Raw genomic sequence first — 24,246 nt, 5'->3', positions numbered from 1 at the left:
GTTGTTTGTAATCAAATTGCCGCTTTATTAAAACTCCACTTTAGGTGCTTTTTCTGAGCCTGCTTCGGCCTGGAAATATGGTTTCTTTTCAAAGTCGAACCAACTGGCATAAATCACTCGCGGAAACTTTTTAATGTATGCGTTATAGTCGCGTGTAGCATCGTTAAACTTTTTGCGTTCTACAGCAATTCTGTTTTCTGTTCCTTCCAGTTGAGCCTGTAAATCCATAAAGTTCTGATTGGCTTTTAAGTCGGGATATCGCTCCATTACCACCATTAGCTTTGATAAAGCAGAGGTTAAACCAGCTTGTGCTTGTTGAAATTGAGCCAGGTTGGCTTCATTCAGATTATCAGCATTAATATTTACGCTGGTTGCTTTTGAGCGTGCTTCAATTACACCTGTTAAAGTTTCTTTTTCGTGCTCGGCATAGCCTTTAACGGTATTTACCAAGTTTGGTATCAAGTCAGCACGACGCTGATATACATTTTCAACCTGTGCCCAGCTGGCATCAACGTTCTCATTTTTGTCAACCATGGTGTTATAACCGCAGCTAGTGAAAAATGGGATCGCAAATGCAATTAATAATATGTGTTTTAGAGTTTTCATAAGTATTAGTTGAGTGTTTATTTATTTAATGTTGTTGAAGTAAAAGGGTTTATTCGTTTAAAAGTTGCTATGACCATCGTGTATAAGATTTATAACCAGCTTCCATGTAACGATGTTTGCTCTTGGGTTTTTTATTAACCGGACTTAAGAAAATGATGATAAAAAGACTAATTAGAAAGGGTATTAAAACAATTAGTGCACTTAAAGCATATTTTTTTCTTTTCGAATTATAGTTATCTATTATAACCTTTCGAATGGCCCAGATACTTAATATGATGTGGGAGCAAATGAAAAATGCAAGTGCAGTAAAATCATTGTTTCCTTCCATACTTGAGTTACTTCACCAAAAAGTCAAACATCAACTCATTTTCAATATAGCCCTTTAGTCGATCGTTAATCGCAACGGGACCAACACCGGCGGGCGTTCCCGTGTATATAAGATCTCCTATTTTTAAAGTAAAATATTGCGAAACATGCGAAATGATCCGATCGATTGGAAAAATCATATGAGCTGTGTTTCCATCCTGAACCGTTTCATCATTCTTTTCCATTTTGAAATTGATGTTTTGAACGTCGCTGAATTTATCTTTATTAATAAATTTAGATAGCACTGCCGAACCGTCAAAAGCTTTGGCTTTCTCCCATGGTAAACCTTTGCTTTTAAGTTCCGATTGTAAGTCGCGCGCAGTAAAATCAACACCTAAACCAATTTCTTCGTAGTATCGATGCGCAAATTGTGGGGCAATGTTTTTACCAATGCGATTAATTCTTACAACAATTTCGACTTCGTGATGAAATTCCTTGGCAAAGTCGGGGATAAAGAATGGTTTGTTCTTTAATAATAAAGCTGAATCGGGTTTAGCAAAAATAACCGGCTCAGTTGGTACTTGGTTATTTAGTTCCTCAATGTGCTTTACATAGTTACGTCCAATGCACAAAATTTTCATAATAAATTATTTATTGAAATTTCGTAATTTGATGTTTGTCAATACTTTCTTAGTGAAAAGTGGGAAGTCTCCATTCATCATCCATCCATAATACGAAGGATCTTTTGATAAAACTTCTTCAACGCTTTTTCCTTTATACTTTCCAAAGTTAAAGACTTCTTGACCCTTATCGTTAAAAATGATACGACCAATAAAATCGGCGTTTTTATTGAAGGAAGAGAAGTCGTTTAGAAATTCCACATCATTCTCCAGTTCGTCATAGCGATCCAATTGTGATTTAAGAACCTCATATGTTGCTGTGGTGTCAGCCAATGCTGAGTGCGCATTTTCAAGTTCTTTGCCACAGTAAAACTTGTATGCAGCACCTAGTGTTCTTTTCTCCATCTTATGAAAGATGGTTTGTACATCTACAAACTTGCGCTTCTTCATATCAAAATCCACTTCAGCACGAATAAATTCCTCTGCCAATAATGGTACATCAAACTTATTAGAATTAAAACCAGCCAGATCGCATCCTTCAATTATTTTGGCCAATTTTTTTCCTAGCTCTTTAAATGTTGGTGAATCTTTCACATCTTCATCGTAAATGCCGTGTATTTCAGATGTAACCTTTGGAATTGGCATTTCAGGATTAACTTTATAACAATGCGATTCTTCAGTACCGTCAATGTTAACCTTTAAAATGGCAATTTCAACAATTCTATCTTTTGCAATATTGATGCCGGTAGTTTCTAAATCAAAAAATACAATTGGATTCTTAAGATGAAGCTTCATATGTGTATGTTGTTTTATTAAATTTCACAGGGTTGCAAAAGTAGTTAAAAGCCTTATTAATTCTATGATTAAACTGTTATTTGGTGGCTATTTCTGGCCTTTTGGGCATCACTACTAAGCGGATTCTATCGGCCACCGATTCAAAGCGGTTATCTGGTATATACAATTCGTATTGGAGCGTTTCAATGTTATCATGTTCAATTTGAATTTGATAATGCCCCGATGTTAATGCCATCACAAAGTCGGCAGAATCGCTGTTTGCCTTGTAGTTTCCTATTAAATTGTCCATGGTGTCGGTAACAGTAATATACGGACTGAAGTCCGGAATTCGATAGCGTCTGTCTTTTTTCAAACGAATATCACATCGTACCAAAGCATTATACGGAAGTGTATTGTTGAATACTACTTTGTAAACATCATATTTACCAAAGCCCCCAGGACGAATAGCTGAAACATAGGCAAAGCGATCATCGACCCATGAGATGCTGTAGTTGTTGTAGGTGTCATTTATGGGGTAGCCAATGTTTTTTGCTGGTCCCCATTCATTTTTAGCTTCATCCCAGTTTGAATAAAATATATCGTATCCGCCCATTGAGTACTTATTATCAGACGAAAAATAAAGCCGCTTGCCATCGCTTGAAAGAACCGGGAAATTCTCATTGTACTTCATTGAATTTATTGTTCCTGGTAATAATCGAGCTTCACCCCACTGGCCACTTGGCAGCTTAATGGCGTAGTAAATGTCAGTATTTCCACTTTCATTCTCCGAAGAAAACAGGATTGTGTCTTTCTGTGTTGTCATCCACACACCGTATTCTGAGCCTTTCGCATCCAAAGGCGCTCCAAAATCTTCCAATGGATCAAAACGATAGTTGCCTTTGTAGGTTGCTTCACCCATTGTTTCAGTGCCTTCTCGGTTGTGAAAGGCAAACACTTTTGAACCATCAGGACTAATTCCTGCAACCATTTCATCATAGATTGAATTAAGCTGTGATCCTATTGTTTTTCCCTTCTCAAAGTCAAGCTTTTCCTTTTCACTTACACAAATATTGTAATAATAGATTCCTGCATAACTATTGTATCGCTTATCGGATGCATAAAAAAGGGCATGCTCGTTATTGGTTACATATGGACTAACTTCATTTCGTGATGTATTGATGGTGTTTCCCAAATTAATGAACGAAACATCTAACGGATCGTTTATTAGCTGCCGGGCGTTAGTTATGTTTATTGCTAACGCCTCAGCTTGTTTTTTGAGCTCAGGATTGTTATTGATGGTCGTGGCCATTTTTGTCAATAAGGCACTGGCGTTATCAAATTGGTGGGCATGAAACAATGCCGTAGCTTTCTGCAATTGAGCTTCTGGATTATTAGGTTTTATCTTGAGTAAATGCTCAATGTATGGTAAAGCCTCCTCGCGCAAAGTATTATCGCTCATGTAGCAATCAATAATCTTTTTTAGCAGGCCAACATTATCTTTGTCTTTACGCCAAACTCTGATGTAATCTTTACGAGCCTTCTCGTAGTTGTAGTATTTATAGTACTTATCTGCCCTTTGCTCATATTTTTGGGCAGTACATATTAGGCTTATAATACAAAATAGAAGTGTGATAGAAAGTTTATTCATAGTGAGATTCAGTTACCAACAATAAAGAAAGCAATTTTTGAAAGAATGCCCATTTATTTTTTGATGAATGTTACCGGAAGGAGTGTAAGTACCATATCTTGCTTTGTATTGCTGAACAATCATTAATTGAACTTGTTTAGAATTTGTAAATGCATACTTAACACGATGAAAAGAAGACAGTTTATAAGTTTAGTAGGTTTAGGGGCTGCAGCAGCATGTACCTCTGCAACAAAAGGTGACAGCAAAACAAAAGAAACACAAAGTGGTATAAAAGGCACTCCAATTAGTGGTCATTTCTTTCCGGCTTTGCCTTATGGATACGAAGCTTTACAACCCCACATAGATGCGACAACCATGGAGTTGCATTACGACAAGCATCACCGAGGTTATTTCAAAAAGTTTAGCGCAGCTATTGATGGTACTTCTTTGGAAACGACCGCCATGCCTGTGATTTTTAGTGAAGTGTCGAAGCATGGTGAAGGGGTTAGGAATAACGGAGGTGGCTACTATAACCACATGTTGTTTTGGGAGAACCTTGGGCCAGATGGAGGTAAGCCTTCAGCTAAGCTATTGAGTCGTTTAGTTAAAGAGTTTAAATCATTTGACGCTTTTAAGGAAGCCTTTTTTAAAGCTGCAAAAACACAGTTTGGTAGCGGTTGGGCTTGGTTAATTTTAACCGATGATAAAAAACTAAAAGTTGTTTCAACTCCGAATCAGGATAATCCTCTAATGGATGTTGTTGCTGACAGAGGTATACCCTTGTTAACTATTGATGTGTGGGAACATGCTTACTACTTGAATTATCAGAACAAGCGCGGTGATTATATTAATGCCTTTTGGAATGTCATAAATTGGAATGTGGTTAATAAAAGATTAGAAAAAGCTTTAAAGGATGAATGGATAGGATAATTTTTGAATTATTATAAAATTGCTTAAGCCCTTTTTGATTTCGAAAAGGGCTTTTGTGTATTTTAGAGTTCAATTTTAATATATGAAGAAGGTATTAATAATATATGCGCACCCAACAGAACACAAGTCACGTGTTAATAAGCATTTGGTTGGCGCGTTATCTGATGTAAGAAACGTAACCGTTAATAATTTATACGAACGATATCCTGATTTTTATATCGATGTAAAGTACGAACAAGGATTGCTTCTGAAACACGATGTTATTATCTGGCATCATCCCTTTTATTGGTATAGTGCACCATCATTGCTTAAAGAGTGGTTTGATCTGGTGTTAGAGCATGGCTTTGCTTATGGGAGAGAAGGGAATGCGCTAGAGGGAAAAATTGCACTTAATTGTATTACAACGGGAGGTAGTGAGTCGACATATGAAACTGGAGGATTAAATAGATTTCGTGTTAGCGATTTCTTGTTGCCATTTGATCAGTCCGCTAACCTTTGTAAAATGAAATATTTAGAGCCTTTTGTAATTCATGGTGTTCATTTGTTGAGTGATAAGGAAATTATGGAATACACGACCAAGTATCGTACATTGATTGATTCTCTAGCTAAATAGAGTTAATGTAATATAGACGATTGTTATCGAAAAGAATGAGATTAAACGAAGTAAACCATAGCGGATGCATTTAGATGAAATTTTCTTTAAAATAATGATTTACCTGTTGGCTGCAGTCATTTCTGTTCCTTTAGCCAAAAAAATAGGACTGGGTTCTGTGCTGGGTTATCTGATTGCGGGTATTGTTATCGGTCCATTTGCTTTGGAATTGGTTGGTAGCGATGGCGAAGGAGTGATGCATATTGCAGAGTTTGGTGTCGTGATTATGCTGTTTATTGTCGGTTTGGAATTACACCCAAGCATGCTGTGGCGAATGAAGCGTTTAATTTTTGGCTTAGGTGGCATGCAAATTGGTTTTACCGCCTTAATTTTTGCCTTAATTACAGCTTTCTTTTGGCTTAATACAGCTCAAGCGATTACTACCGGTTTGGTTTTGGCACTTTCATCAACCGCTATTGTGTTACAAACACTTTCGGAGAAAGGGATGCTGCAAACACGCGGTGGACGACATAGCTTTTCCGTTTTATTGATGCAGGATATTTCGGTAGTGCCAATATTTGCTATTATTGCGCTTTTAGCCAGTCAGATAGTAACTGATACTCCGATTGGTGATGATGAAGTTGTTAATGGCTGGCAACAGTTATTGATTATTGTTGGAGCAGTTGGCATTATAATAGTTGGCGGACGATACTTAGCACATTATATCTTCAAATTAATAGCCGAAACAGGACTGAGGGAACTGTTTACAGCTACTGCCTTACTTTTAGTTATTGGCATTGCTGTTTTTATGGATGTTGTTGGTTTGTCACCAGCGCTTGGAACGTTTCTGGCTGGTGTTGTGCTTGCTAATAGTGAATATCGGTATGAGTTAGAAGATAATTTAGAGCCTTTTAAAGGTTTACTTTTAGGGGTTTTCTTCATTTCAGTAGGTGCCAGTATTAATTTTGATTTATTATTTGAAAACTGGCAATTAATAGTTGTTGTACTTCTGATAGTTGTTGGAGTAAAACTTCTGGTGTTGTTTGCTTTGGGTAAGCTCTTCAAACTGGAAAAGTCTCATAATATGCTTTTCACATTTAGTTTGGCTCAGGCAGGTGAGTTTGGGTTTGTCCTCATTACGTTTGCATCTCAAAATGATATTTACGACGATTATACAGCGGGCATTCTTTTGATTGTAGTGGCACTATCGATGCTTATAACGCCAGTACTGTTTATTATAAACGAGCACATTATTCAACCACGAATCCACGAAACAAAATACACTAAAGTAGAAGTATGGGAAGATAATGGCCATCCGGTTATAATTGCTGGTTTTGGACGATTTGGACAGGTGCTCGGTCGTTTTTTAGTAGCCAATGGTATTAAAGTCACTATTATTGATAATAATCCGCACAATGTGGATTACCTTAAAAAGTTTGGATACAAAGTTTATTATGGAGATATCACCCGAAAAGATATGCTTGAATCGGCGGGTGCAGCTAAAGCCAAGACCTTGATTGTCGCCATGAGTGAGCGTCATCAGGTCGATAAATTGGTGGAACTGGCTCAGAAACATTTTTCTCATTTAAAGCTAATTGTAAGAGCTGAAGATATAGCACATGAGTTAGCTCTTCAGAATAAGGGAGTAGAAGCGCATCGTCAATCAATTTTCGATTCTGCCATTCAGTTGGGAGTCAACGCCCTTTCGTCACTTGGCTATAGCAAATATCAAAGCTTTAGGTCGGCTTTAACTTTTAAGCATTTGGATAAGCGGTTTATGAAAAATCTGCAGCAACGATATTCTAAAGATGATCCACATTTTTTAATGGAAACCAGGAAATTTTCAGAACATCTTGAAAATATTCTCTTAATGCAACAAAAGCATCCTTATCAGGAGATGGATTGTGCGTGGGATACTGATTCGTTGATAGAAGAAGCGCGTGAAAATGAGGAGGTAAAGCCTAAGAAGTGATGATGTATTGAGTTTGGTACGTTAATTGCTTATTACTTAACGAAGTAAAAGTAATGCGTATGAGACGAAAATTATTTAAGCAGGTATTTATAGAGTTGTTATTAACAGTATCTATAGCTTTTGTAGGAGCATTATTGGTTTACATTAGCATGGTGAATGGGTTTATGATTTAAAAATTTATACATAGAGATGATAAAAAGGGGCTTTAAAGGCCCCTTTTTCTATTTATTTACTTCTTATCCATGTAAGTTTATGCCAAATGCCTTCTAAGGGGCCATGTTTGTATCGCTTTGCCCACCAATGACAGAATCCACCTGTTAATAGTGTTAATAGTATTGCCATTAAGAAGCTATAGCTAGCACCTGTGTATTTGTATAATGCCAATCCATAGCCATAGTATAAACTAGAGCCTAAAACCGATTGCATGACATAGTTAGTTAAGCTCATTCTGCCAAGAGGGGCGAATAGCATAAAGATCTTATGAAATGCTTTTGATTGAAATAATATGAAGATACCGGATACCCACACCAGCATTAAAGCAATGTCAGACCAGGGATTGAACATGGTGGTTACCGAACGTTCTATTGCTGCACTTTGAATCCATCCAGGAAGCGCCATGCGAATAGGGTAGAGGACAATAAATGCAATGGATGATATGATTAAAACTAATTTCCAAAATTTGTTAGAAGCTTCAGATGTTACAAATATTTGTTTTCGACCTGCAACTAAGCCAAAAATAAACATCGCAAAGATGATGAAGAATCTTCCGTTTTCCCAATTCCATAAAATAACAGCCTTTTTCCCATTTGTTATATTACCAAGCCATGTGTCAATTGCTGATTGGTTAGGAATGTATTCCTGCATTTTCCCAAAATAAGTCCAGGAAACAGGATTTACTATTTCTAGTTCAGGATTTTGAATGGCATGCAATAGGCCTAACCATTCGGCAGGTTGGAGTAACATCAAAATGGCAATGCCAATTAGTACTTTATTGCTCAGCTTAGCAATGGGAATTAAAAGTAAGCCAATAACAGCATAGATGGTTAATATGTCGCCCTGAAAGAAAAGCGAGTTAAGCATTCCGAAAGCAAAGAGTAATACCAACCGCCAGACAAAACGCCCTCTAAAATCTTTGCCTTTCTTTTCCTGATTGCTCGATTGGATAAAAAATGTAAGGCCAAAAAGTAAGGCGAAGATGGAATAGGATTTACTGGCAAATAAAAAGAAGAGAGTATCCCAGATGCCCTTATCAAGTGATTTCATCCATTCGGGCAAATCCGGAGGAAGAAAATAAAAGTCAAAATGTTCGAGATTGTGCAAGAGCATAATTGCCACAATGGCAAAACCTCTTAAGGCGTCTATCACATGCAGACGCGAAGAATTTGAATTCATAGCTGTTGTGTTTGTGTAATGATTTAGAGTATAAACGTAACAAAACGAAATGATACAGCCATGATGTGTTCTTATTTATTATTGTTTTAAACAAAAGGGCATAAAAAAAGACCGCCTAACGACGGTCTTTTCTCCTGAAAAAACTATTTTGAGTTGTTATACTCTAATTAAAATGCAGCGATAATTCCGTGGAAATCCTCTGCTTTAAGTGATGCGCCACCAATTAATCCGCCATCCACATCTGGATTAGCAAATAATTCTTTGGCATTAGAAGGTTTACAGCTACCTCCGTATAGAATACTTGTCGCGTCTGCAACTTCGGCACCATATTTATCAGCTAAAGTCTGACGAATGAATGCATGAATTTCCTGCGCTTGCTCAGGAGAAGCAGTTTTGCCAGTACCAATAGCCCATACCGGTTCGTATGCCAATACTACTTTACCAAACTCTTCTGCACTAAGGTGGAATAATGCTTCTTCGATTTGCTCTTTAACAACGTCAAAGTGCTTCTCAGCTTCACGCTCTTCCAATACTTCTCCGATACAAAAGATAGGAGTTAAGTCATTAGCAAGAGTCAAATCAGTTTTTTCTTTTAGAATGGCATTTGTTTCACCATAGTATGCACGTCTTTCAGAGTGGCCTAAAATAACATACTGTGCACCAGTAGATTTTACCATTGGAGCTGAGATTTCTCCAGTGTATGCACCGCTAACTTTATCTGCACAGTTCTGAGCTGCTACACCAACTAAGCTAGTATCAACAGCTTTAACAACTTCAGTAAGGTGGATAAATGGAGCACCTAATACAACTTGACAATTAGGCTTGTTCGCCTTTAAAATTTCATTCACTTCTTTGGCTAATGCAACCCCTTCTTCTAAAGTGTTGTTCATCTTCCAGTTCCCTGCAACAATGTTTTGTCTCATTGATAAAAATTTTAGTTTATTTGAATTTAAATATTATAACAATCAACCCAAATAGTGAAATAAAAGTAAGCCATAGCCATGTTTTATTGTTTGCCTTTTGCTGTTCTTTAACCGAATGTGAAAGTGGGTTTTTTAAAGAACTGGCATTAGGTAATTGAGTGTGATTATATTTAGCAATTATTGTTCCTTGTTGAATTATTAGTAAGCCCGGATTACCTCTGATAATTGTTTTAAGTGTTGTTTCATCACAAAGAGCGTATTCAAAAGCTGCCTGATGCGCCAAGTCAAATTTAAAGCAGGCCTCAGTTAACGAAGCAGTAGCAAAATAGAAAGAGTAACCGTATTGAAAGGCCGCGTTTTTTAATGCTATCAACTCTTTAATGTGTTTTGAAGATGCTTTTTCGAGATTTGGAGCAACCGCTAAAAATATTGGGTAGTCGCTGTCTATAATTTTCTGTGTTAAGTCGTCGCCATCTGTTGATTCAAAATTTAGAGCACTAATAGGCGGCTGATAGCCTTCACGTATCACTTTTGTTTTTGTTTCAAGATATACCCAAGTACTATCTTCATATGGATAATCATTTACGCCAAATTCTTTTTTCACACCATCTTTTTCAAGTATAAATGTTGTTTCATACTCTCCTTCATCAGCACCTTCAGGTATGCTCATGTTATCAGGTATGTTAGCACCAACTTGATATGGGCGAAAGTCTAGTACAGGCAAATAATATAGGCTATAAACTGATAATCCGATTATAAATGAAAAACCAATAAAACTTATCAGATTTTGTTTTAAAGCGCTAAGCTCACCATTATATTTTGTTCGTTGGTAATAAACCACCAAGCTGAATGGTAATATAATGAGGTTCTTAAATAAGGTTTCCCAATTGCTTAATTTAATCGCATCACCAAAACAACCACAATCTGAAACTGGTTCAAAAATGGCGATGAAGAAGGTGATGATGGTAAAACCAATCATAAAAACCAGAGTAGGAAGAGCTACTCGTTTAATTTTAAAGCCAAGTATTAAATGAAAACCTAAAATAAATTCAATGGTTGAAAGGGCTATTGCTAAAGTAATTGATAGATCTTCGGTATCGTGTAGCCCTATAATTTCAAGATATTCAGCAATTTTAATAGCGCCACCTTTGGGGTCTACTGCTTTTACAAAACCAGAAAATAGAAAAACGATGCCTACAATAAGGCGACTAATTAATCTCAGCATGCGTGAAGTTATTTATGCATTGTCTTCATCTTCAGGAAACTCTAGTTTAATTAACGCGAAAATAGCGTAATTAATCATGTCCATGTAGTTGGCGTCGATGCCTTCGGATATTATTGTTTGTCCTTGATTGTCTTCAATTTGTTTTGTGCGATGAAGTTTCATCAAAATAAGATCTGTGAAGGAGCTAATTCGCATTTTACGCCATGCCTCATCGTAATCATGGTTCTTATTCTCCATTAAAGCTTTGGATGAATAAATGTTATCCATGTACATTTTTAAGGCTTCTTCCTGATTCATCTCTGGTTGTTCTGCCGGTTTAAGATCAAGCTGTACCAATGCCATTGAACAGTAGTTAACTATGCCAATAAATTCATCTCTAACGCCTTCGTCAACTTTTGAAGTGCCTTTTGTTTCAATACTTCTTATGCGCTGGGCTTTAATGAAAATTTGATCGGTCATGCTTGATGGGCGAAGAATGCGCCAGGCTGTGCCATAATCTTTCATCTTCTTTTCAAAGATGTCTTTGCAAATTTTTATGACGTGGTCGAATTGACTATCTGTTTTGGTCACTTTACTACTTTTAAATTGGACGCGTAAAATTATCAAAAAATGATAAATGTTTGAGTATAATTACTTAGAATCTGATAATAAAGAAGCAATATTTATAACACAACAAGAAACCATGCTATATATATTAAAAAGAAGAAAAGGCTTTTGGCCGAAATCGACCCACGGGCTGCTGTGATGGAATTGTCCTTGCCAGAAGGAGTTCCAGTCAAAAGCCAAAACGAATATAATGCATTGTTTTTGCATATTTATGCAGAAAGATGATAATCGTTTACTTTTTTTAAAAAAAGTATGTTGCAAATATATTATGGAACTGAAATTTCTCAATAATGTAGTTTATACATCAGGTTCCAAAGACGTTCAAATTCTTTAATATATTTCTCTAAAGCTTCAGTATTGTTGGTTTCAATAATGTTTTCCTGATTGAATTCAGAAGCACTGCGTGTCCAGTTGTAACTTCCTGTTAGCAATACTTTGCTGTCAAATATTGCGAACTTATGATGCATGTGATGCGGAGAATGGTCAATTTTAACTTCAGCACCATTATCCGATAGGTAGTCCATATCTGAGCCTCTATCCATTGTTTTATCATCGTCAGAAATAATACGAACTTTAATGCCGCGATTGATTGCACTAACAATTTCGTCCCGAATTCGGTCGTCACTAATTGTAAATACACAAATGTCAGCAGAAGTAGTGCATTTGTTTAATTGTTTAATAATGGTCATTAAGCAATCACTTCCCGGGCTAAAATAGCTGCGGCAATAAAAAGGTTCGATAGAATCGGGAAGTAAAAAAATATTTGCTTCCTCAAGCCAGTTGATGAGATTTTTGTGCTTTCTATCCGTGCATTTGTCTTTGGCTATTTTAAAAAGATGTGTTCGCAGTTTGAGAAGTTCATCTTTACCAAAATCCTTGGTGTCTAACTTCGCTGAAATGATTTTCTTTTCCAGCTTCGATAAAACAAAATCGTCAATTGACTTCTCCAGTTCTTCAATTATTTCGTTCATTTATGTAAGTTAAGTTTGTAATTTGTGATGTCAGTGAGTATTCATCGATAATGTGAATGAATATATAATCATCGTTTATAAAAGTAGGAATAAGAACAGTTCTAGACTACAAATTACTGGTTTTAATTATAGACTTGTATCTTTAGTTGTATATTCAACAATTAATAATATACAATAAGCAAGCGTGAGTTTAGTTTCATTAAAATATATTTTACCCATCATACTTATAGGATTAGGTCTAAAATGTGGTGCTCAGGAAACGATGGTGGTAACTAAGAATGATGGGGTGTATAAGTATGTTAACTGGGTTTTAAAGAGTAATGTTGAAACAAAACAAGGAAAAAGCATCACATATTATAAAGGTAAAATAATTGAACAAGGAAAGTATAGTAACAATGAAATGGTTGGTCGTTGGCGTTTTTATAATTTAAATGGAATTTTGGATTATGAATATGATTTCGACCGCGAAGAGTTATTGATGTTGAGTGGAGTTGACAGGCATGAACTAAAAAGAAAAACACCTTGCTTGTTTCAAGGAAGTCCATTAGTTCCTTATTTATATTTAGTTAATAACCTAAGTTATCCTAAGCGGGCAATTAATGAAGATGTTGAAGGTGAGGTTGTGTTGGCTTTAAAAGTGAATTCATCTGGCGAAGTGTATAGTTTTTACCTGGTTAAAAAATTACATCCGCTAATCGATAAGGCGGTTGAAGAAGTAGCTAAATCTATGCCATATAGTTGGCGGTTTTTTCCGGCGACAAACTATGGGAGTGCCGTTTCTGGAGAGTATCATATAATAATCGAATTCGATTTGGAAGTTTTATAGGCTACTTAGCTTTCGTTCAATGCATTTTCTAATGTACTTTTTGAGCTCAATTTTGTTCTTAAGTATTAGGTTCAAATCTTTTGCTATTGGACTGTGAATGACTTCAATTTGTTTTTTACCATACAAAATAATGGTTGCCGATTGTATTTGAGGAATAGCCATTAACATTGCCAATTCATCTTTTGATAAGACCGTTTTTAAAACGATGACCGATACATTGTGAGCCATTGGGACGTTAAGTAATGCCGAAAATGAAAATAGTAGCAGGCTTTTTGATTCTTCAATTAATACAGGGGCGGGTTGCGGTGTATTAGAATAGAAGATAATGGCATTGTTATAGCGGTAGTTTTGTGATGAATCGTTTTGTGACGGTAAGATAAAGTGAAACTCTGATCCATGATTTTCAATTGATGAAACCCAAAGGAATCCTCCTAAAACATTTGCAAGATGCTTACATATGCTTAAGCCCAATCCGGCTCCGCCAAAATCACGGGAATTATCATCATTGGCTTGCCTGAATTTATGGAAAATATTAGGGATTTTCTTATGAGGGATGCCAATGCCTGTATCAGATACAATAAACTCAACCGAATTGTCGAGTCTGTATTGATAAGACAAAGTAATCGTTCCGTTATAAGTAAATTTAATAGCGTTATCTATGAGGTGACGAAGAACTTGTTTAATACGCTTTTTATCCGATTTTAAATCCGGCATGTCACCTAAACCAACAGGTTCTTTAATGATGATGTCAAGGTGCTCGTTATTGGTGGTTTGTGAACTGGCGTAATCCCTTAGCTCGCTTACGATGTCATGTGGTATTATTTTTGAATAATCTAATTGAATCAGCCCCGATTCAATTTTAGAGAATTCCATTATGTCATTCAATAGATTAAGTAATTCGCTGGAACTGGCTTTAACTATGTTATGAAATTCTTTGCGTTCATGCGCTTTTAGCTGTTCATCACTCATTAATTCAGTAAAGCCCATAATACTATTTAATGGTGTCCGTACCTCATGAGACATGTTTGCTAAAAACGATGATTTTAATCGGTCTGATTCTTCAGCTTGTTGTTTAGCTTTTAAAATTTCTTTTTCCATGTGTTGTCGCTCCGAAATGTCTTTGAAGAAACATATTGTGGAGGTTGAGCCGAAAAAGTTAAAAGGTATCACATTTAGCTCAACAGGGATTGATTGTTTATCGCTAGTAGAAAGATGGAAAACTTGTTGCTTATTTTCATTGTTTAAACCATTGGTAAGGTGTTGTCGAATTATTTCACGCTCATCTTCAGGGAAATAGTTGATTAATGGTTCTTGAGTAAGCTTATTTCTTTTGGATTTTATAATGTTGTAAAAGTGCTTGTTTGATTCAAATATATTTAAGTCCTCATCAATAATAATAACAGGAAAGCTGGCGTTTGCTATGGTGTTTTTTAAATAACCTTTTCGTTTTTCAATGTCATCCTGCAGGTCTTGTAAATGCGATATATCTTCGATAATTACCGAATAGAGGGTAAGACCTAATTTCTTATAGTCAATAGGTTTAATATTTAATTTGAATGTTTTTAGCCCCTTGTTTGTTGCAATAAACTCTCCGTTATTACTTAAGTTTATTTGTGATTTGTCAATTAGTAATTGCTTGTCCCAACTTTGATGATTATCTAACGCTTTATGTGTAACGAGATTTTTATATTGTTCGTTATAATATACTACCTTTTGATTTTCATTGGCGATACAAGCGGCATAAGGAATGAGATTGATCAGCTGTTGGAGTTGTTTGGAAATGCTTGTGGCTTCGTCTGTTGGCGTATGAATAGCTCTTGTTGAGCTGCTTCTTTTCTTGTTATTTCGAAAGTTAATATACAAGTAAACAGCCATTGACAAGCCAAGTAGCGCTATAATCTGATAAAACAAGGCCTGTATTTCATCTAAGTTAAGCGTAGATGTATCTTGCCCATTAATTGTTAAAGGCCATGGCATTAACAATAGTATCTTATAATAAAAACTTATAAGAATTATATTCATCAATTATTGTCTCCTTCCGTCACTATTAAAAAAAACCGTTGGCAAAAGTATTTTATTGCTCTTTGCTATACAATAGTCAAATGTTATTATTTAAAAATAATTATCGATTTATTTCAAATAGTTTATAAATATGCAGATAATTTGAATATTCTTACATGTCAAAAACCTGAACTTTATTAACTTTGCACTTTGAAAAAAAACGAGGATACTAAAGTTACGAAAATGATAATTGAAAGTCAGATAAAAGCTTCAGTTGTAAGTGCAGTAAAAAAGTTATATGCAACTGATATTGCCGAAGAGTCAGTTCAGATTCAATTAACCCGCAAAGATATGAAGGGTGATTACACCATTGTGGTATTCCCTTTGTTAAAGATTTCTAAGAAGAATCCGGTTGAAACAGGGAAGGAGCTTGGAGAATGCATTCAGGAGGACTGTGCAGATGTATCTGAATTTGAGGTTGTAAAAGGTTTTCTGAACCTTCAGTTATCTACTTCATATTGGACGAACCTTCTGAATGAGAATGTTCATAACGAGCAGTATGGAATTACCGAGGCAGATGATAAATCGCCATTAGTGATGATTGAGTACTCATCGCCGAATACCAATAAACCTCTTCACCTTGGACATATTAGAAATAATTTACTCGGTTATTCATTGTCGCGAATTGTTTCGGCAAATGGTAATCAGGTGGTAAAAACCAATATTGTTAACGATCGTGGTATACATATTTGTAAGTCAATGTTGGCCTGGAAAAAGTGGGGAGAAGGACAAACACCTGAATCTACAGGAAAGAAAGGAGACCACTTAGTTGGTGATTTCTATGTGAAATTTGATCAGGAATATAAGAAAGAGCAAGCGGCTTTAATTGAAGCAGGACAAACAAAAGACGAAGCGGAAGCTAACTCTGCTTTAATGAAAGAAGCTCGTGAAATGCTGGTTAAATGGGAAGCGCACGATACCGAGGTGTATGGACTGTGGGAACAAATGAATCAATGGGTGTACCAGGGGTTTGATGTAACTTACAAGAAAATGGGCGTTGACTTCGATAAAATCTATTATGAGTCTGATACTTATAAAGTAGGTCGTGATATGGTTCTCGAAGGTCTCGATAAAAAAGCTTTCTACCGCCGTGATGACAATAGTGTGTGGGCTGATCTTGAGAAAGATGGTTTAGATGAAAAGCTGCTGTTGAGAACCGATGGTACAAGTGTATATATGACCCAAGATATCGGTACGGCAAAACTCCGTTACGATGATTACAATATCGATAAAATGGTATATGTGGTAGGTAACGAGCAAAACTATCATTTTAAAGTTCTTGCCATTGTGCTTGATCGCCTGGGTCTTAACTGGGGTAAAGACTTGGTGCATTTTAGCTATGGTATGGTTGAGTTGCCTGAAGGTAAGATGAAATCGAGAGAAGGAACGGTTGTGGATGCTGATGATTTAATGCAGGATATGATCAATACGGCTCGCGACATGTCAAAAGAGCTTGGTAAACTTGAAGGCTATTCTGAAGAGGAAGCAGAAAAGGTATATGAAATGATTGCCTTAGGAGCGCTTAAATACTTTATGCTAAAAGTAGATCCTCGTAAAAACATGACTTTCGATCCTAAAGAATCGATCGATTTTAATGGTAATACAGGTCCGTTTATCCAATATACCTATGCGCGTATTCAATCAATCTATCGAAAAGCAAAAGCCAATGGAATTGCTATTTCTGATAAGACTGATTTAAATACCGAACTTTCAGAGAAAGAGATTCAGTTAATGCGTATGGTCTCTAATTTTCCAGCTGTCGTAGCAGAGGCAGGGAAGGTGTACAGTCCGGCTTTAATTGCCAATTTTGTATATGATCTTGCAAAAGAGTTTAACCAATTCTATCATGAATCTCCTATTGCAGTAGAAGAAGATGAAACAAAACGCTCAATGCGTCTATTGTTATGCAAATCGGTTGGTACTGTAATTAAAAATGGAATGTGGATGATGGGTGTTGATGTGCCAGAAAGAATGTAAAATACCATTTCAATTATCATATATGGAGGCTATCAATTTTGGTAGCCTCTTTTGTTTTGTAAAAATGTCCAAATAACCTTTGCTGCCATCAAAGTTTGCGGAATAATCGATATATTTGATTATGTGAAAACGATAGTATGATACAATAATTAGAATTGTTACTACGTTTGCAGAAAATAACAACACTCAAACATAAAATAAATACAAATGAGATTTCTTTCACTTCTACTTACTGCCATGATTGTGAGTCAATCGATTAGTTTCGCTCAAAATGATTTAAAAGCCCGATTCGATTCTTTGAGCTTAAAAGGTCAATTTGAATACGTATACGATAAGTCGGAATCTTATGAGCGCTATAAGGTTGTGAAAATGTCTACCTTAAATCTATTGAAGCAGAATTCGATTGATAGTATAGATATTTATAAGACGGAATTAAAAACACGAAAGAATGAGATTGTTGAGTTAAAAAATACGGTAGTATCCAAAGATGAAAGGATTAAGCAACTCTCGGACGATTTAGAAGCGACTAATACCTCTAAAAACAGCATGATGATATTAGGTTCTGAAATATCAAAAGGGGCTTATAGCTCTATTATGTGGGGGCTTGTTTTTGGTTTATTGGCTTTAACAACTGTCTTGTTTCTAATGTATAAACGTAGTAATTCAGTTACAAACGAAACCAAGCACCGTTTAAATGAAGTAGAAGAGGAGTTTGAGACACATCGTAAATCGGCACTAAAACGCGAACAAAAGTTAGCACGTGAGCTAATGGACGAAAAACTGAAGCACAAGTTTTAGAAGAAGATTAAGTTTAAAAATAATTCTAAGGCCTGGATGTTTATTCAGGCTTTTTTATTTTACCGTTAAACGATCTTCAATCATGCGATTATTGTATTGCTGAATGATGCTTTTCATCAATGGCATAGTCGACAGATATTCTTCGCTACTATCCTTAATATTATTAGTGAGCATCGAATCTTTTGAAATATCAAATGCGCTAATAATATTCTCTCCATCAAAGTGCAGTACGTAATCATTATTATATAGTTGGTAACTATCGTTGATGTAATTAATGGAAAAGCGTTCTGAGCTATCATCCAGTAGGTCATTGCCAAATGCTATGTAGGGCTCTTTGCTATAGCCGATGTAATTAAGTACAGTTGGCATGATGTCTATTTGCTGTGCTATGCGCGTATCAATACCTTTTAATTCTGAATCTCCAGGGCTAAATAACAAAAGAGGAATTTGAAATTTATTGGTGCTGATTCGTGAAACATCGTAATGGGCCCGAGTGCTATGATCAGCAGTAATTATAAATAGTGTATTCTCATACCATGGCATTTCCCTGGCCATATTAAAGAATTGACGCAATGCATTATCGGTATATCCAACACATTGGTGAATAGGAAGTGTTCCCTTCGGAAATACATCAGTATACTGTTCCGGAACTTTGAATGGATGATGTGATGATAATGAGAACAAGGATGTCATAAATGGTTCTTTCATCTTGTTCATTTCATTGGCATAGAATTTAAAGAACGGTTCGTCCCAAATACCCCACATGCCATCAAATTCATCATCGTTATCAAATTCAGTCATCCCTTTGTAGTCATCAAATTTGGCTACGTTAGAGAATGCATCAAACCCCATTGAGCCGTTAGGAGCACCATGAAAAAATGTCGATTGATAACCTTCTTTTTTTAACAGATAAGGTAAGCTGTTTATTTGGTTTGATGAGTATTCTGAAACGACATAAGGCAATACCAATGCCGGTATGCTGGCTAGTACCGATGGCATGGCGTCAATAGATTTCCGGCCGTTGGCAAAAGCTTTGGTATATATTAGCGAATGTTGAGCCAGAGAATCTAAAAACGGAGCATAACCCTTATAATTCCCGTTGTCGAGCGTAGGGTTAAACGCACCAATAAACTCCTTGTTAAAGCTTTCCAGAATGAAGATGACTACATTCTTTTTTGTTTTAAGCTTTGAGGTATCGGCGTATGAAACCGGGTTGTATATATTACTCAGTTCTTCTTCTGATTCAAAGAAGTTATAGGCTGTAAAGTTGGTTTTTCCCCAGGTGCGAATAACGCAAAAAGGTGTGTTTAGTACAATGGCCATCTCATCAGGCGTGTTCACATATTTGCCGGCATTGGCCATGTTAATTGGGCGTGTCGAATGGCGGTAACCACCTCGCATACCTATAATTGAGAAGCCTGAGAATATTGCTAAAGCAAAGATGGATGCGATTGGGTATAACCATCTTTTGTTGAACTTTACTCTGGCTGGTTGTAGGGCCGAATAGGCTTTGCTTAACAGGAAAACTGAAAGTATAAATAGAATAGCAACATACCAATAGTCCAAAATAAATTGACTCCAAAGTTTGATCATGTTTGTTTCATTCTCGAGGATGTTAATCACATTATAGGTAGTGCGTTTAAGGATAAATCTATAATAAATTAAATCGATGCTGTTGAGTGCCAGTCCTACACCATTAACAATTAAAAACAACGATTTCAAAAAGTATTGGTATGCTTTTGAGAATTTAAATGGTAATGGGAGGATATATAATAATGCATAAAGGCCGTTGAGATACAACATGGCACTTAAATCAAATTTAAGGCCGCCCTTCATAATTGTTAAAAATGAGTTGAAATCTACATTCGGAAAAAGAGATGCATTGAATAGGTAAAACACGATGCGAAAGGCACTGTAGAAAATCATTATCAATAATAATCGATAAAGAAGGATGAGATATTCGTTGTGTGTTTTATTCGAAATCTTAAAAAATGACATGCTTACTTTTGTGAAAAATTCGCACAAAGTTAACATTGTCGTGAAGTAAATTTGAATTCTTGCAATTAATATTCGTTAAAGGCTTTAATTAATCAGTATTTAACCAGTTCAAAGCGGCTTCTTTTGTAGAGAATTGCTCACGTTTAATCTTTGAACTTTCAGGCAGCCACGAGAAAAGCATGGCATAGGCTGTTATTTTAGGGTCTTTAACACAAAATGCGGTTTTTACAGATTTACAATTCAGGGTTTTTTCTTCAGCTTTTTTCGATAGAACATTAATTTCATCAAGTCGTAAGTCGAGGCTGGCCTTACGAAGATCGTAAAAAACCTTCAACTCTTCAGGAAGACTTTGCAGACTGCCAATTTCATCCAAAAAGTCATATAAGTCATAAATGGTTGCAGGTCCTTCTATTGAAACATGTAGTATATCATTTATAAAAGCATATGAGGTCATGTGGCGGGGTTTATAAAGTGTATTTATTGACTTATCCATTCTTTAAATTCTTTAGAGGTTAAGGTGTTGCGAATGATGTTAACCAGCGTTTGATTTGGTAAATCTTTTAAGAAAAGCTCAATTTCTTCGTCCGGCACATTAGGTTGAGAAATGATTGATTTAAGCTTCTTAAGGCTTGCTCCGGTTAATTCATCTTCAAAAGGCAACCACATAAAGTTGAGGCTGTTAGATTGTGAAGAGCCAGTGGTTTCTGTATTTGATTCGGCTTTAATTTGTAATTCGCTTATAATCACAGAAAGGGTTGTTTTGCATTCGCGCCTTATAGGGTCAGTAGTGCCTGATTCATCGCGCAAGGCCCAACTGTTGTAGGCATAGTCAATTTTATCGATGGCGGCCACTTGAGCCGAATTGGTACCAAAGCAACTTGTAACAAGTAAAAGCGTTGCGCTTTTCCACGATGCAAAGTCAAAATTGCGTTCGTCAACTTCGCTGAGTTGCTTTTGTAATAAAACTAAATAAGAAGCAAGGGTGTTCATAATTGCCTTTTTGAAATATTGATACCATATTTAGCATCTAATTTAAAGAATATACTTATGAAGTATTTAATTGTTACTTTGTTTTTGATGACGGTGCCATTATTGGGGGTGACGGCTAAAAAAAATGAGATGAGAGAACAAGACAAGCTAATGGTTATTTGGAGTAGTGGTGATAGAGATGTGGCCTTAAAGGTCTGTTTTATGTATACTAATGCTGCCAAAAAGGTAAAATGGTTTGATGAAGTAAACCTCATTGTTTGGGGACCTTCGGCCAAGTTATTGTGCGAGGACGAAGAGTTGCAGGAAAAGCTCAAAATGATGCAGGATAATGGTGTAGTTGTTGAGGCATGTGTTAATTGTGCAGAAATGTATGGTGTTGCCGATCAATTACGCGATATGGGCATTGATGTGAAAGGAATGGGTAAGCCTTTAACCGAACGCTTGAAAGCTGATTGGAAACAGCTTAATTTCTAAAAAAAAAAGCCGGTCGTTGATGACCGGCTTCAAACTTTCTTTAAGTTCAGTTTTAAGCAAACTGCGCCAATGTTTTTTTAATAATATCAATCGCTTCACGTAGCTCTTCTTCGTTGATAACCAACGGCGGTGCAAAACGAATAATGTGCTGGTGAGTTGGCTTGGCAATTAAACCATTATCTTTCATTGCTACACAAACGTCCCAAGCTGTTTTACCATTCTTAGGCTTAATTGCTACCGCATTTAGTAATCCTTTACCTCGGACTAGTTCAATCATATCTGAATCGATGCTTAGCATTTCTTCACGGAAGATTTTACCTAAGCGCTCTGAGTTTTCAGCCAGATTCTCATCTTTGATTACATCAAGAGCTGCCATGGCTACTTTACAGCCAAGTGGGTTACCGCCATATGTTGAACCGTGTTCGCCTGGTTTGATAACTAACATTACATCGTCGTTAGCTAATACCGCCGATACAGGGAATACACCACCTGAAATGGCTTTTCCAAGAATTAGAATGTCTGGTTTAACATCTTCGTGGTCGCAAGCTAACAACTTACCTGTACGTGCAATACCTGTTTGTACTTCGTCAGCAATAAAAAGCACATTCTTTTCTTTACACAAGGCATGTGCTTTCTTTAAATATCCGGCATCTGGTACATAAACACCAGCTTCACCCTGGATTGGCTCAACAAGGAAACCAGCTACATTCGGATCTTCAAGCTCTTTGGCTAAAGCATCTAAATCATTGTAAGGTACCGTTACAAAACCAGGTGTAAATGGTCCAAATCCTTTATATGAATCAGGATCAGTAGACATTGAGATGATAGTAATGGTACGTCCGTGGAAATTCTCAGCACAAACAATTATTTTAGCCTCGTTTTCAGGAATTCCTTTTACATCATATCCCCAACGACGACAAAGTTTCAAAGCTGTTTCATCTGCTTCGGCACCTGTATTCATCGGTAATACCTTGTCAAAACCAAAATATTTGGTCATGTACTCTTCAAACTCTCCTAATACACTGCTGTAGAAAGCACGAGAAGTCAAAGTTAATTCTTTTGCTTGCTCGGTAAGTGCATTAATAATACGTGGGTGACAGTGTCCTTGGTTAACGGCTGAATAAGCTGAAAGGAAATCGAAATACTTCTTTCCTTCAACATCCCAAACGTAAATTCCTTCTCCTTTTTCAAGAACTACTGGTAGTGGGTGGTAATTATGTGCTCCGTACTTGTCTTCACGTGCAATGTAATCTGCAGGTGTCATCTTCTTATTGGTCATAATACAGATTTTAATTGGTTATTATTATCATTTATTTGGTATGCTAGCAAAAATAGGAGAATTAATGAGAAAATAAAGCTCTATTAAGCTGAGTTTTGTCATTCATTAGGGTGGAAACGATATTTCAAAAGATATGTGATGCATGGTGCGTGTGAAGAGACCAGAGTGATTATTCATTATAAATTGAGTTGTATTTACACAATTAATGCTACTAGTATTCATTGTCGTGATAAAAGTCATATTTATAAAAGGTTGATTATTATATATTAGCTAACGCTTTTATAAACAAACCACTTAACCCAATAATCATGACACCAATTCTATTCAATGATAGATAATCAGCGTCTATCTTCCCACAAATAATAAGGTAATGCAGTACTATGTCAGTGTTCTGATGTATTTGTTCTGATGTGCTGTAAATACCAATACCAAACTAAAATTTATTATTAACCGTCCGTACCGGACAACTAATCCGAATAATTATGATTAACGAAATTAAACGTTCGTATTTTAATCCAACACAAACATTGACGCTTGTCAGTCGTTGTATGAGCCTTTTAACACCTGAGCTGAGCGAAAGTCTTGGACTGACTACAGTTGCCGCTAAGTGTAGCGATAATATGAATGTATTGGATGCCAGCTTATCGCGCACTCAAAAAAGTGAGTATACCCATAAGCTAAAAGAGTTGGATAATAAGTGTGATGATGCTTTTAAGATGATTAAAGCACTGACGAAGGCCTATCGCTACAGCCACATTGCTGAAGAGCGCGAAGCTACCAATCTGCTTTATGATGTGATGCATGAACATATTCAAAATGTTCAGGAGCTTGGTTACGTAAGGCAGATGGCTAAGTTAAAAGCCCTGGACAGTGAACTGAGTAAGGACAAGTACAAAGCAGCAATAGCTCGACTTAGCATCGATGTGTATGTAAGTTATTTAATTAGCTGTCGTAACGATTTTGAACAATTGTACATTGAGAAAAACATTGCTGAAGCGGATAAAAAAGAGAGTGTTCAAACATCAGATGCAGCTAGCATGGCTATAGAATCGCTCATGGCTTTAACCAGTATTATAAATGCCAATTTGCTGATTGCACCTACGCCAGAAGCGCAGGAGCTGGCCACTAATTTAAATAGTGTTATAGAAGCCGTATCGAGGGCCAGTAAATAGTGGTGTACTAAAAAGTATGTGGCCCAAACACCACAATAAGGCTAAATTTTAGTGACAACTCAGGTTCTCCAAAGCGCTTTTTCAAAATCATAATTTTTTCACGAGAGTGTGAATAAAATTACACCTA

Annotated in this window: 22 protein-coding genes; 8 read left to right on the top strand and 14 right to left on the bottom strand. The window is 36.3% G+C overall.

Annotated elements, in window-relative coordinates:
• Positions 1-27: 27 nt before the first annotated feature.
• From JIV24_RS15940 to JIV24_RS15925, 4 genes are all read right to left on the bottom strand, one after another.
• Positions 28-606: a LemA family protein gene (locus JIV24_RS15940; protein WP_200466057.1), complete on the bottom strand. Its 579-nt coding sequence runs from the start codon at positions 604-606 to the stop codon at positions 28-30.
• 335 nt (positions 607-941) lie between these two features.
• Positions 942-1,553, bottom strand: a complete 612-nt coding sequence (locus JIV24_RS15935) for a fumarylacetoacetate hydrolase family protein (protein ID WP_200466056.1) — start codon at positions 1,551-1,553, stop codon at positions 942-944.
• Positions 1,554-1,559: 6 nt separating this feature from the next.
• On the bottom strand, positions 1,560-2,327 hold the full coding sequence (locus JIV24_RS15930; RefSeq protein ID WP_200466055.1) for a 3'-5' exonuclease: 768 nt from the start codon (positions 2,325-2,327) through the stop codon (positions 1,560-1,562).
• A gap of 76 nt (positions 2,328-2,403) precedes the next feature.
• The gene (locus tag JIV24_RS15925; RefSeq protein WP_200466054.1) at positions 2,404-3,954 is read right to left on the bottom strand and encodes a tetratricopeptide repeat protein; all 1,551 of its coding nucleotides are present in this window, start codon (positions 3,952-3,954) and stop codon (positions 2,404-2,406) included.
• A 165-nt stretch (positions 3,955-4,119) separates the two neighbouring features.
• Here JIV24_RS15925 and JIV24_RS15920 point away from each other — a divergent pair, with 165 nt between their 5' ends.
• From JIV24_RS15920 to JIV24_RS15910, 3 genes are all read left to right on the top strand, one after another.
• Positions 4,120-4,863, top strand: coding sequence for a superoxide dismutase (locus JIV24_RS15920; RefSeq protein ID WP_200466053.1), 744 nt, complete (start codon positions 4,120-4,122; stop codon positions 4,861-4,863).
• An 82-nt stretch (positions 4,864-4,945) separates the two neighbouring features.
• Positions 4,946-5,476, top strand: coding sequence for an NAD(P)H-dependent oxidoreductase (locus JIV24_RS15915; RefSeq protein ID WP_200466052.1), 531 nt, complete (start codon positions 4,946-4,948; stop codon positions 5,474-5,476).
• 64 nt (positions 5,477-5,540) lie between these two features.
• Positions 5,541-7,427: a monovalent cation:proton antiporter-2 (CPA2) family protein gene (locus JIV24_RS15910; protein WP_200466051.1), complete on the top strand. Its 1,887-nt coding sequence runs from the start codon at positions 5,541-5,543 to the stop codon at positions 7,425-7,427.
• Between the two features lie 225 nt (positions 7,428-7,652).
• On the opposite strand, the gene JIV24_RS15905 is transcribed toward JIV24_RS15910, so the two are convergent.
• The 5 genes from JIV24_RS15905 to JIV24_RS15885 all read right to left on the bottom strand — a co-directional run bounded on the left by JIV24_RS15905 (position 7,653) and on the right by JIV24_RS15885 (position 12,544).
• The gene (locus JIV24_RS15905) at positions 7,653-8,819 is read right to left on the bottom strand and encodes a DUF418 domain-containing protein (RefSeq protein ID WP_200466050.1); all 1,167 of its coding nucleotides are present in this window, start codon (positions 8,817-8,819) and stop codon (positions 7,653-7,655) included.
• A gap of 167 nt (positions 8,820-8,986) precedes the next feature.
• Positions 8,987-9,742: a triose-phosphate isomerase gene (gene tpiA / locus JIV24_RS15900; RefSeq protein WP_200466049.1), complete on the bottom strand. Its 756-nt coding sequence runs from the start codon at positions 9,740-9,742 to the stop codon at positions 8,987-8,989.
• A 16-nt stretch (positions 9,743-9,758) separates the two neighbouring features.
• Complete coding sequence (locus tag JIV24_RS15895; protein ID WP_200466048.1) at positions 9,759-10,967, bottom strand: BT_3928 family protein; 1,209 nt, start codon at positions 10,965-10,967, stop codon at positions 9,759-9,761.
• Between the two features lie 12 nt (positions 10,968-10,979).
• A complete protein-coding gene (locus JIV24_RS15890; protein ID WP_289048454.1) occupies positions 10,980-11,537 on the bottom strand; it encodes a DUF1599 domain-containing protein in 558 nt (185 codons plus the stop codon).
• Positions 11,538-11,857: 320 nt separating this feature from the next.
• A complete protein-coding gene (locus JIV24_RS15885; protein WP_200466047.1) occupies positions 11,858-12,544 on the bottom strand; it encodes a phospholipase D-like domain-containing protein in 687 nt (228 codons plus the stop codon).
• Between the two features lie 184 nt (positions 12,545-12,728).
• Between JIV24_RS15885 and JIV24_RS22810 the strand changes: the two genes are divergently transcribed.
• Positions 12,729-13,370, top strand: coding sequence for an energy transducer TonB (locus JIV24_RS22810; RefSeq protein ID WP_200466046.1), 642 nt, complete (start codon positions 12,729-12,731; stop codon positions 13,368-13,370).
• Here JIV24_RS22810 and JIV24_RS15875 read toward each other — a convergent pair.
• Positions 13,365-15,392, bottom strand: a complete 2,028-nt coding sequence (locus JIV24_RS15875) for a sensor histidine kinase (protein ID WP_200466045.1) — start codon at positions 15,390-15,392, stop codon at positions 13,365-13,367. The genes JIV24_RS22810 and JIV24_RS15875 overlap by 6 nt on opposite strands.
• A 222-nt stretch (positions 15,393-15,614) precedes the next feature.
• Here JIV24_RS15875 and argS point away from each other — a divergent pair, with 222 nt between their 5' ends.
• Complete coding sequence (gene argS / locus JIV24_RS15870; RefSeq protein ID WP_200466044.1) at positions 15,615-17,408, top strand: arginine--tRNA ligase; 1,794 nt, start codon at positions 15,615-15,617, stop codon at positions 17,406-17,408.
• A 207-nt stretch (positions 17,409-17,615) separates the two neighbouring features.
• On the top strand, positions 17,616-18,206 hold the full coding sequence (locus JIV24_RS15865) for a hypothetical protein (RefSeq protein WP_200466043.1): 591 nt from the start codon (positions 17,616-17,618) through the stop codon (positions 18,204-18,206).
• Between the two features lie 54 nt (positions 18,207-18,260).
• On the opposite strand, the gene JIV24_RS15860 is transcribed toward JIV24_RS15865, so the two are convergent.
• The 3 genes from JIV24_RS15860 to JIV24_RS15850 all read right to left on the bottom strand — a co-directional run bounded on the left by JIV24_RS15860 (position 18,261) and on the right by JIV24_RS15850 (position 21,194).
• Complete coding sequence (locus JIV24_RS15860; protein WP_200466042.1) at positions 18,261-20,204, bottom strand: LTA synthase family protein; 1,944 nt, start codon at positions 20,202-20,204, stop codon at positions 18,261-18,263.
• Positions 20,205-20,292: 88 nt separating this feature from the next.
• Positions 20,293-20,697, bottom strand: a complete 405-nt coding sequence (locus tag JIV24_RS15855; protein ID WP_200466041.1) for a hypothetical protein — start codon at positions 20,695-20,697, stop codon at positions 20,293-20,295.
• On the bottom strand, positions 20,682-21,194 hold the full coding sequence (locus tag JIV24_RS15850) for a hypothetical protein (RefSeq protein WP_200466040.1): 513 nt from the start codon (positions 21,192-21,194) through the stop codon (positions 20,682-20,684). The genes JIV24_RS15855 and JIV24_RS15850 overlap by 16 nt, the downstream gene beginning before the upstream one ends.
• A 57-nt stretch (positions 21,195-21,251) precedes the next feature.
• Here JIV24_RS15850 and JIV24_RS15845 point away from each other — a divergent pair, with 57 nt between their 5' ends.
• Complete coding sequence (locus JIV24_RS15845; RefSeq protein WP_234445851.1) at positions 21,252-21,668, top strand: DsrE family protein; 417 nt, start codon at positions 21,252-21,254, stop codon at positions 21,666-21,668.
• 52 nt (positions 21,669-21,720) lie between these two features.
• On the opposite strand, the gene rocD is transcribed toward JIV24_RS15845, so the two are convergent.
• Positions 21,721-22,947 (bottom strand): ornithine--oxo-acid transaminase, encoded by a 1,227-nt coding sequence (rocD, locus tag JIV24_RS15840; protein ID WP_289048452.1) that lies wholly within the window; start codon positions 22,945-22,947, stop codon positions 21,721-21,723.
• Between the two features lie 482 nt (positions 22,948-23,429).
• Between rocD and JIV24_RS15835 the strand changes: the two genes are divergently transcribed.
• Positions 23,430-24,119: a DUF6261 family protein gene (locus tag JIV24_RS15835; protein WP_200466039.1), complete on the top strand. Its 690-nt coding sequence runs from the start codon at positions 23,430-23,432 to the stop codon at positions 24,117-24,119.
• The last annotated feature ends 127 nt before the right edge of the window (positions 24,120-24,246 follow it).

Origin of the sequence: Carboxylicivirga marina, assembly GCF_016612505.1 — a bacterium.
GTDB lineage: Bacteria > Bacteroidota > Bacteroidia > Bacteroidales > Marinilabiliaceae > Carboxylicivirga > Carboxylicivirga marina.
This window is presented reverse-complemented; position numbering and strand designations above follow the sequence as displayed.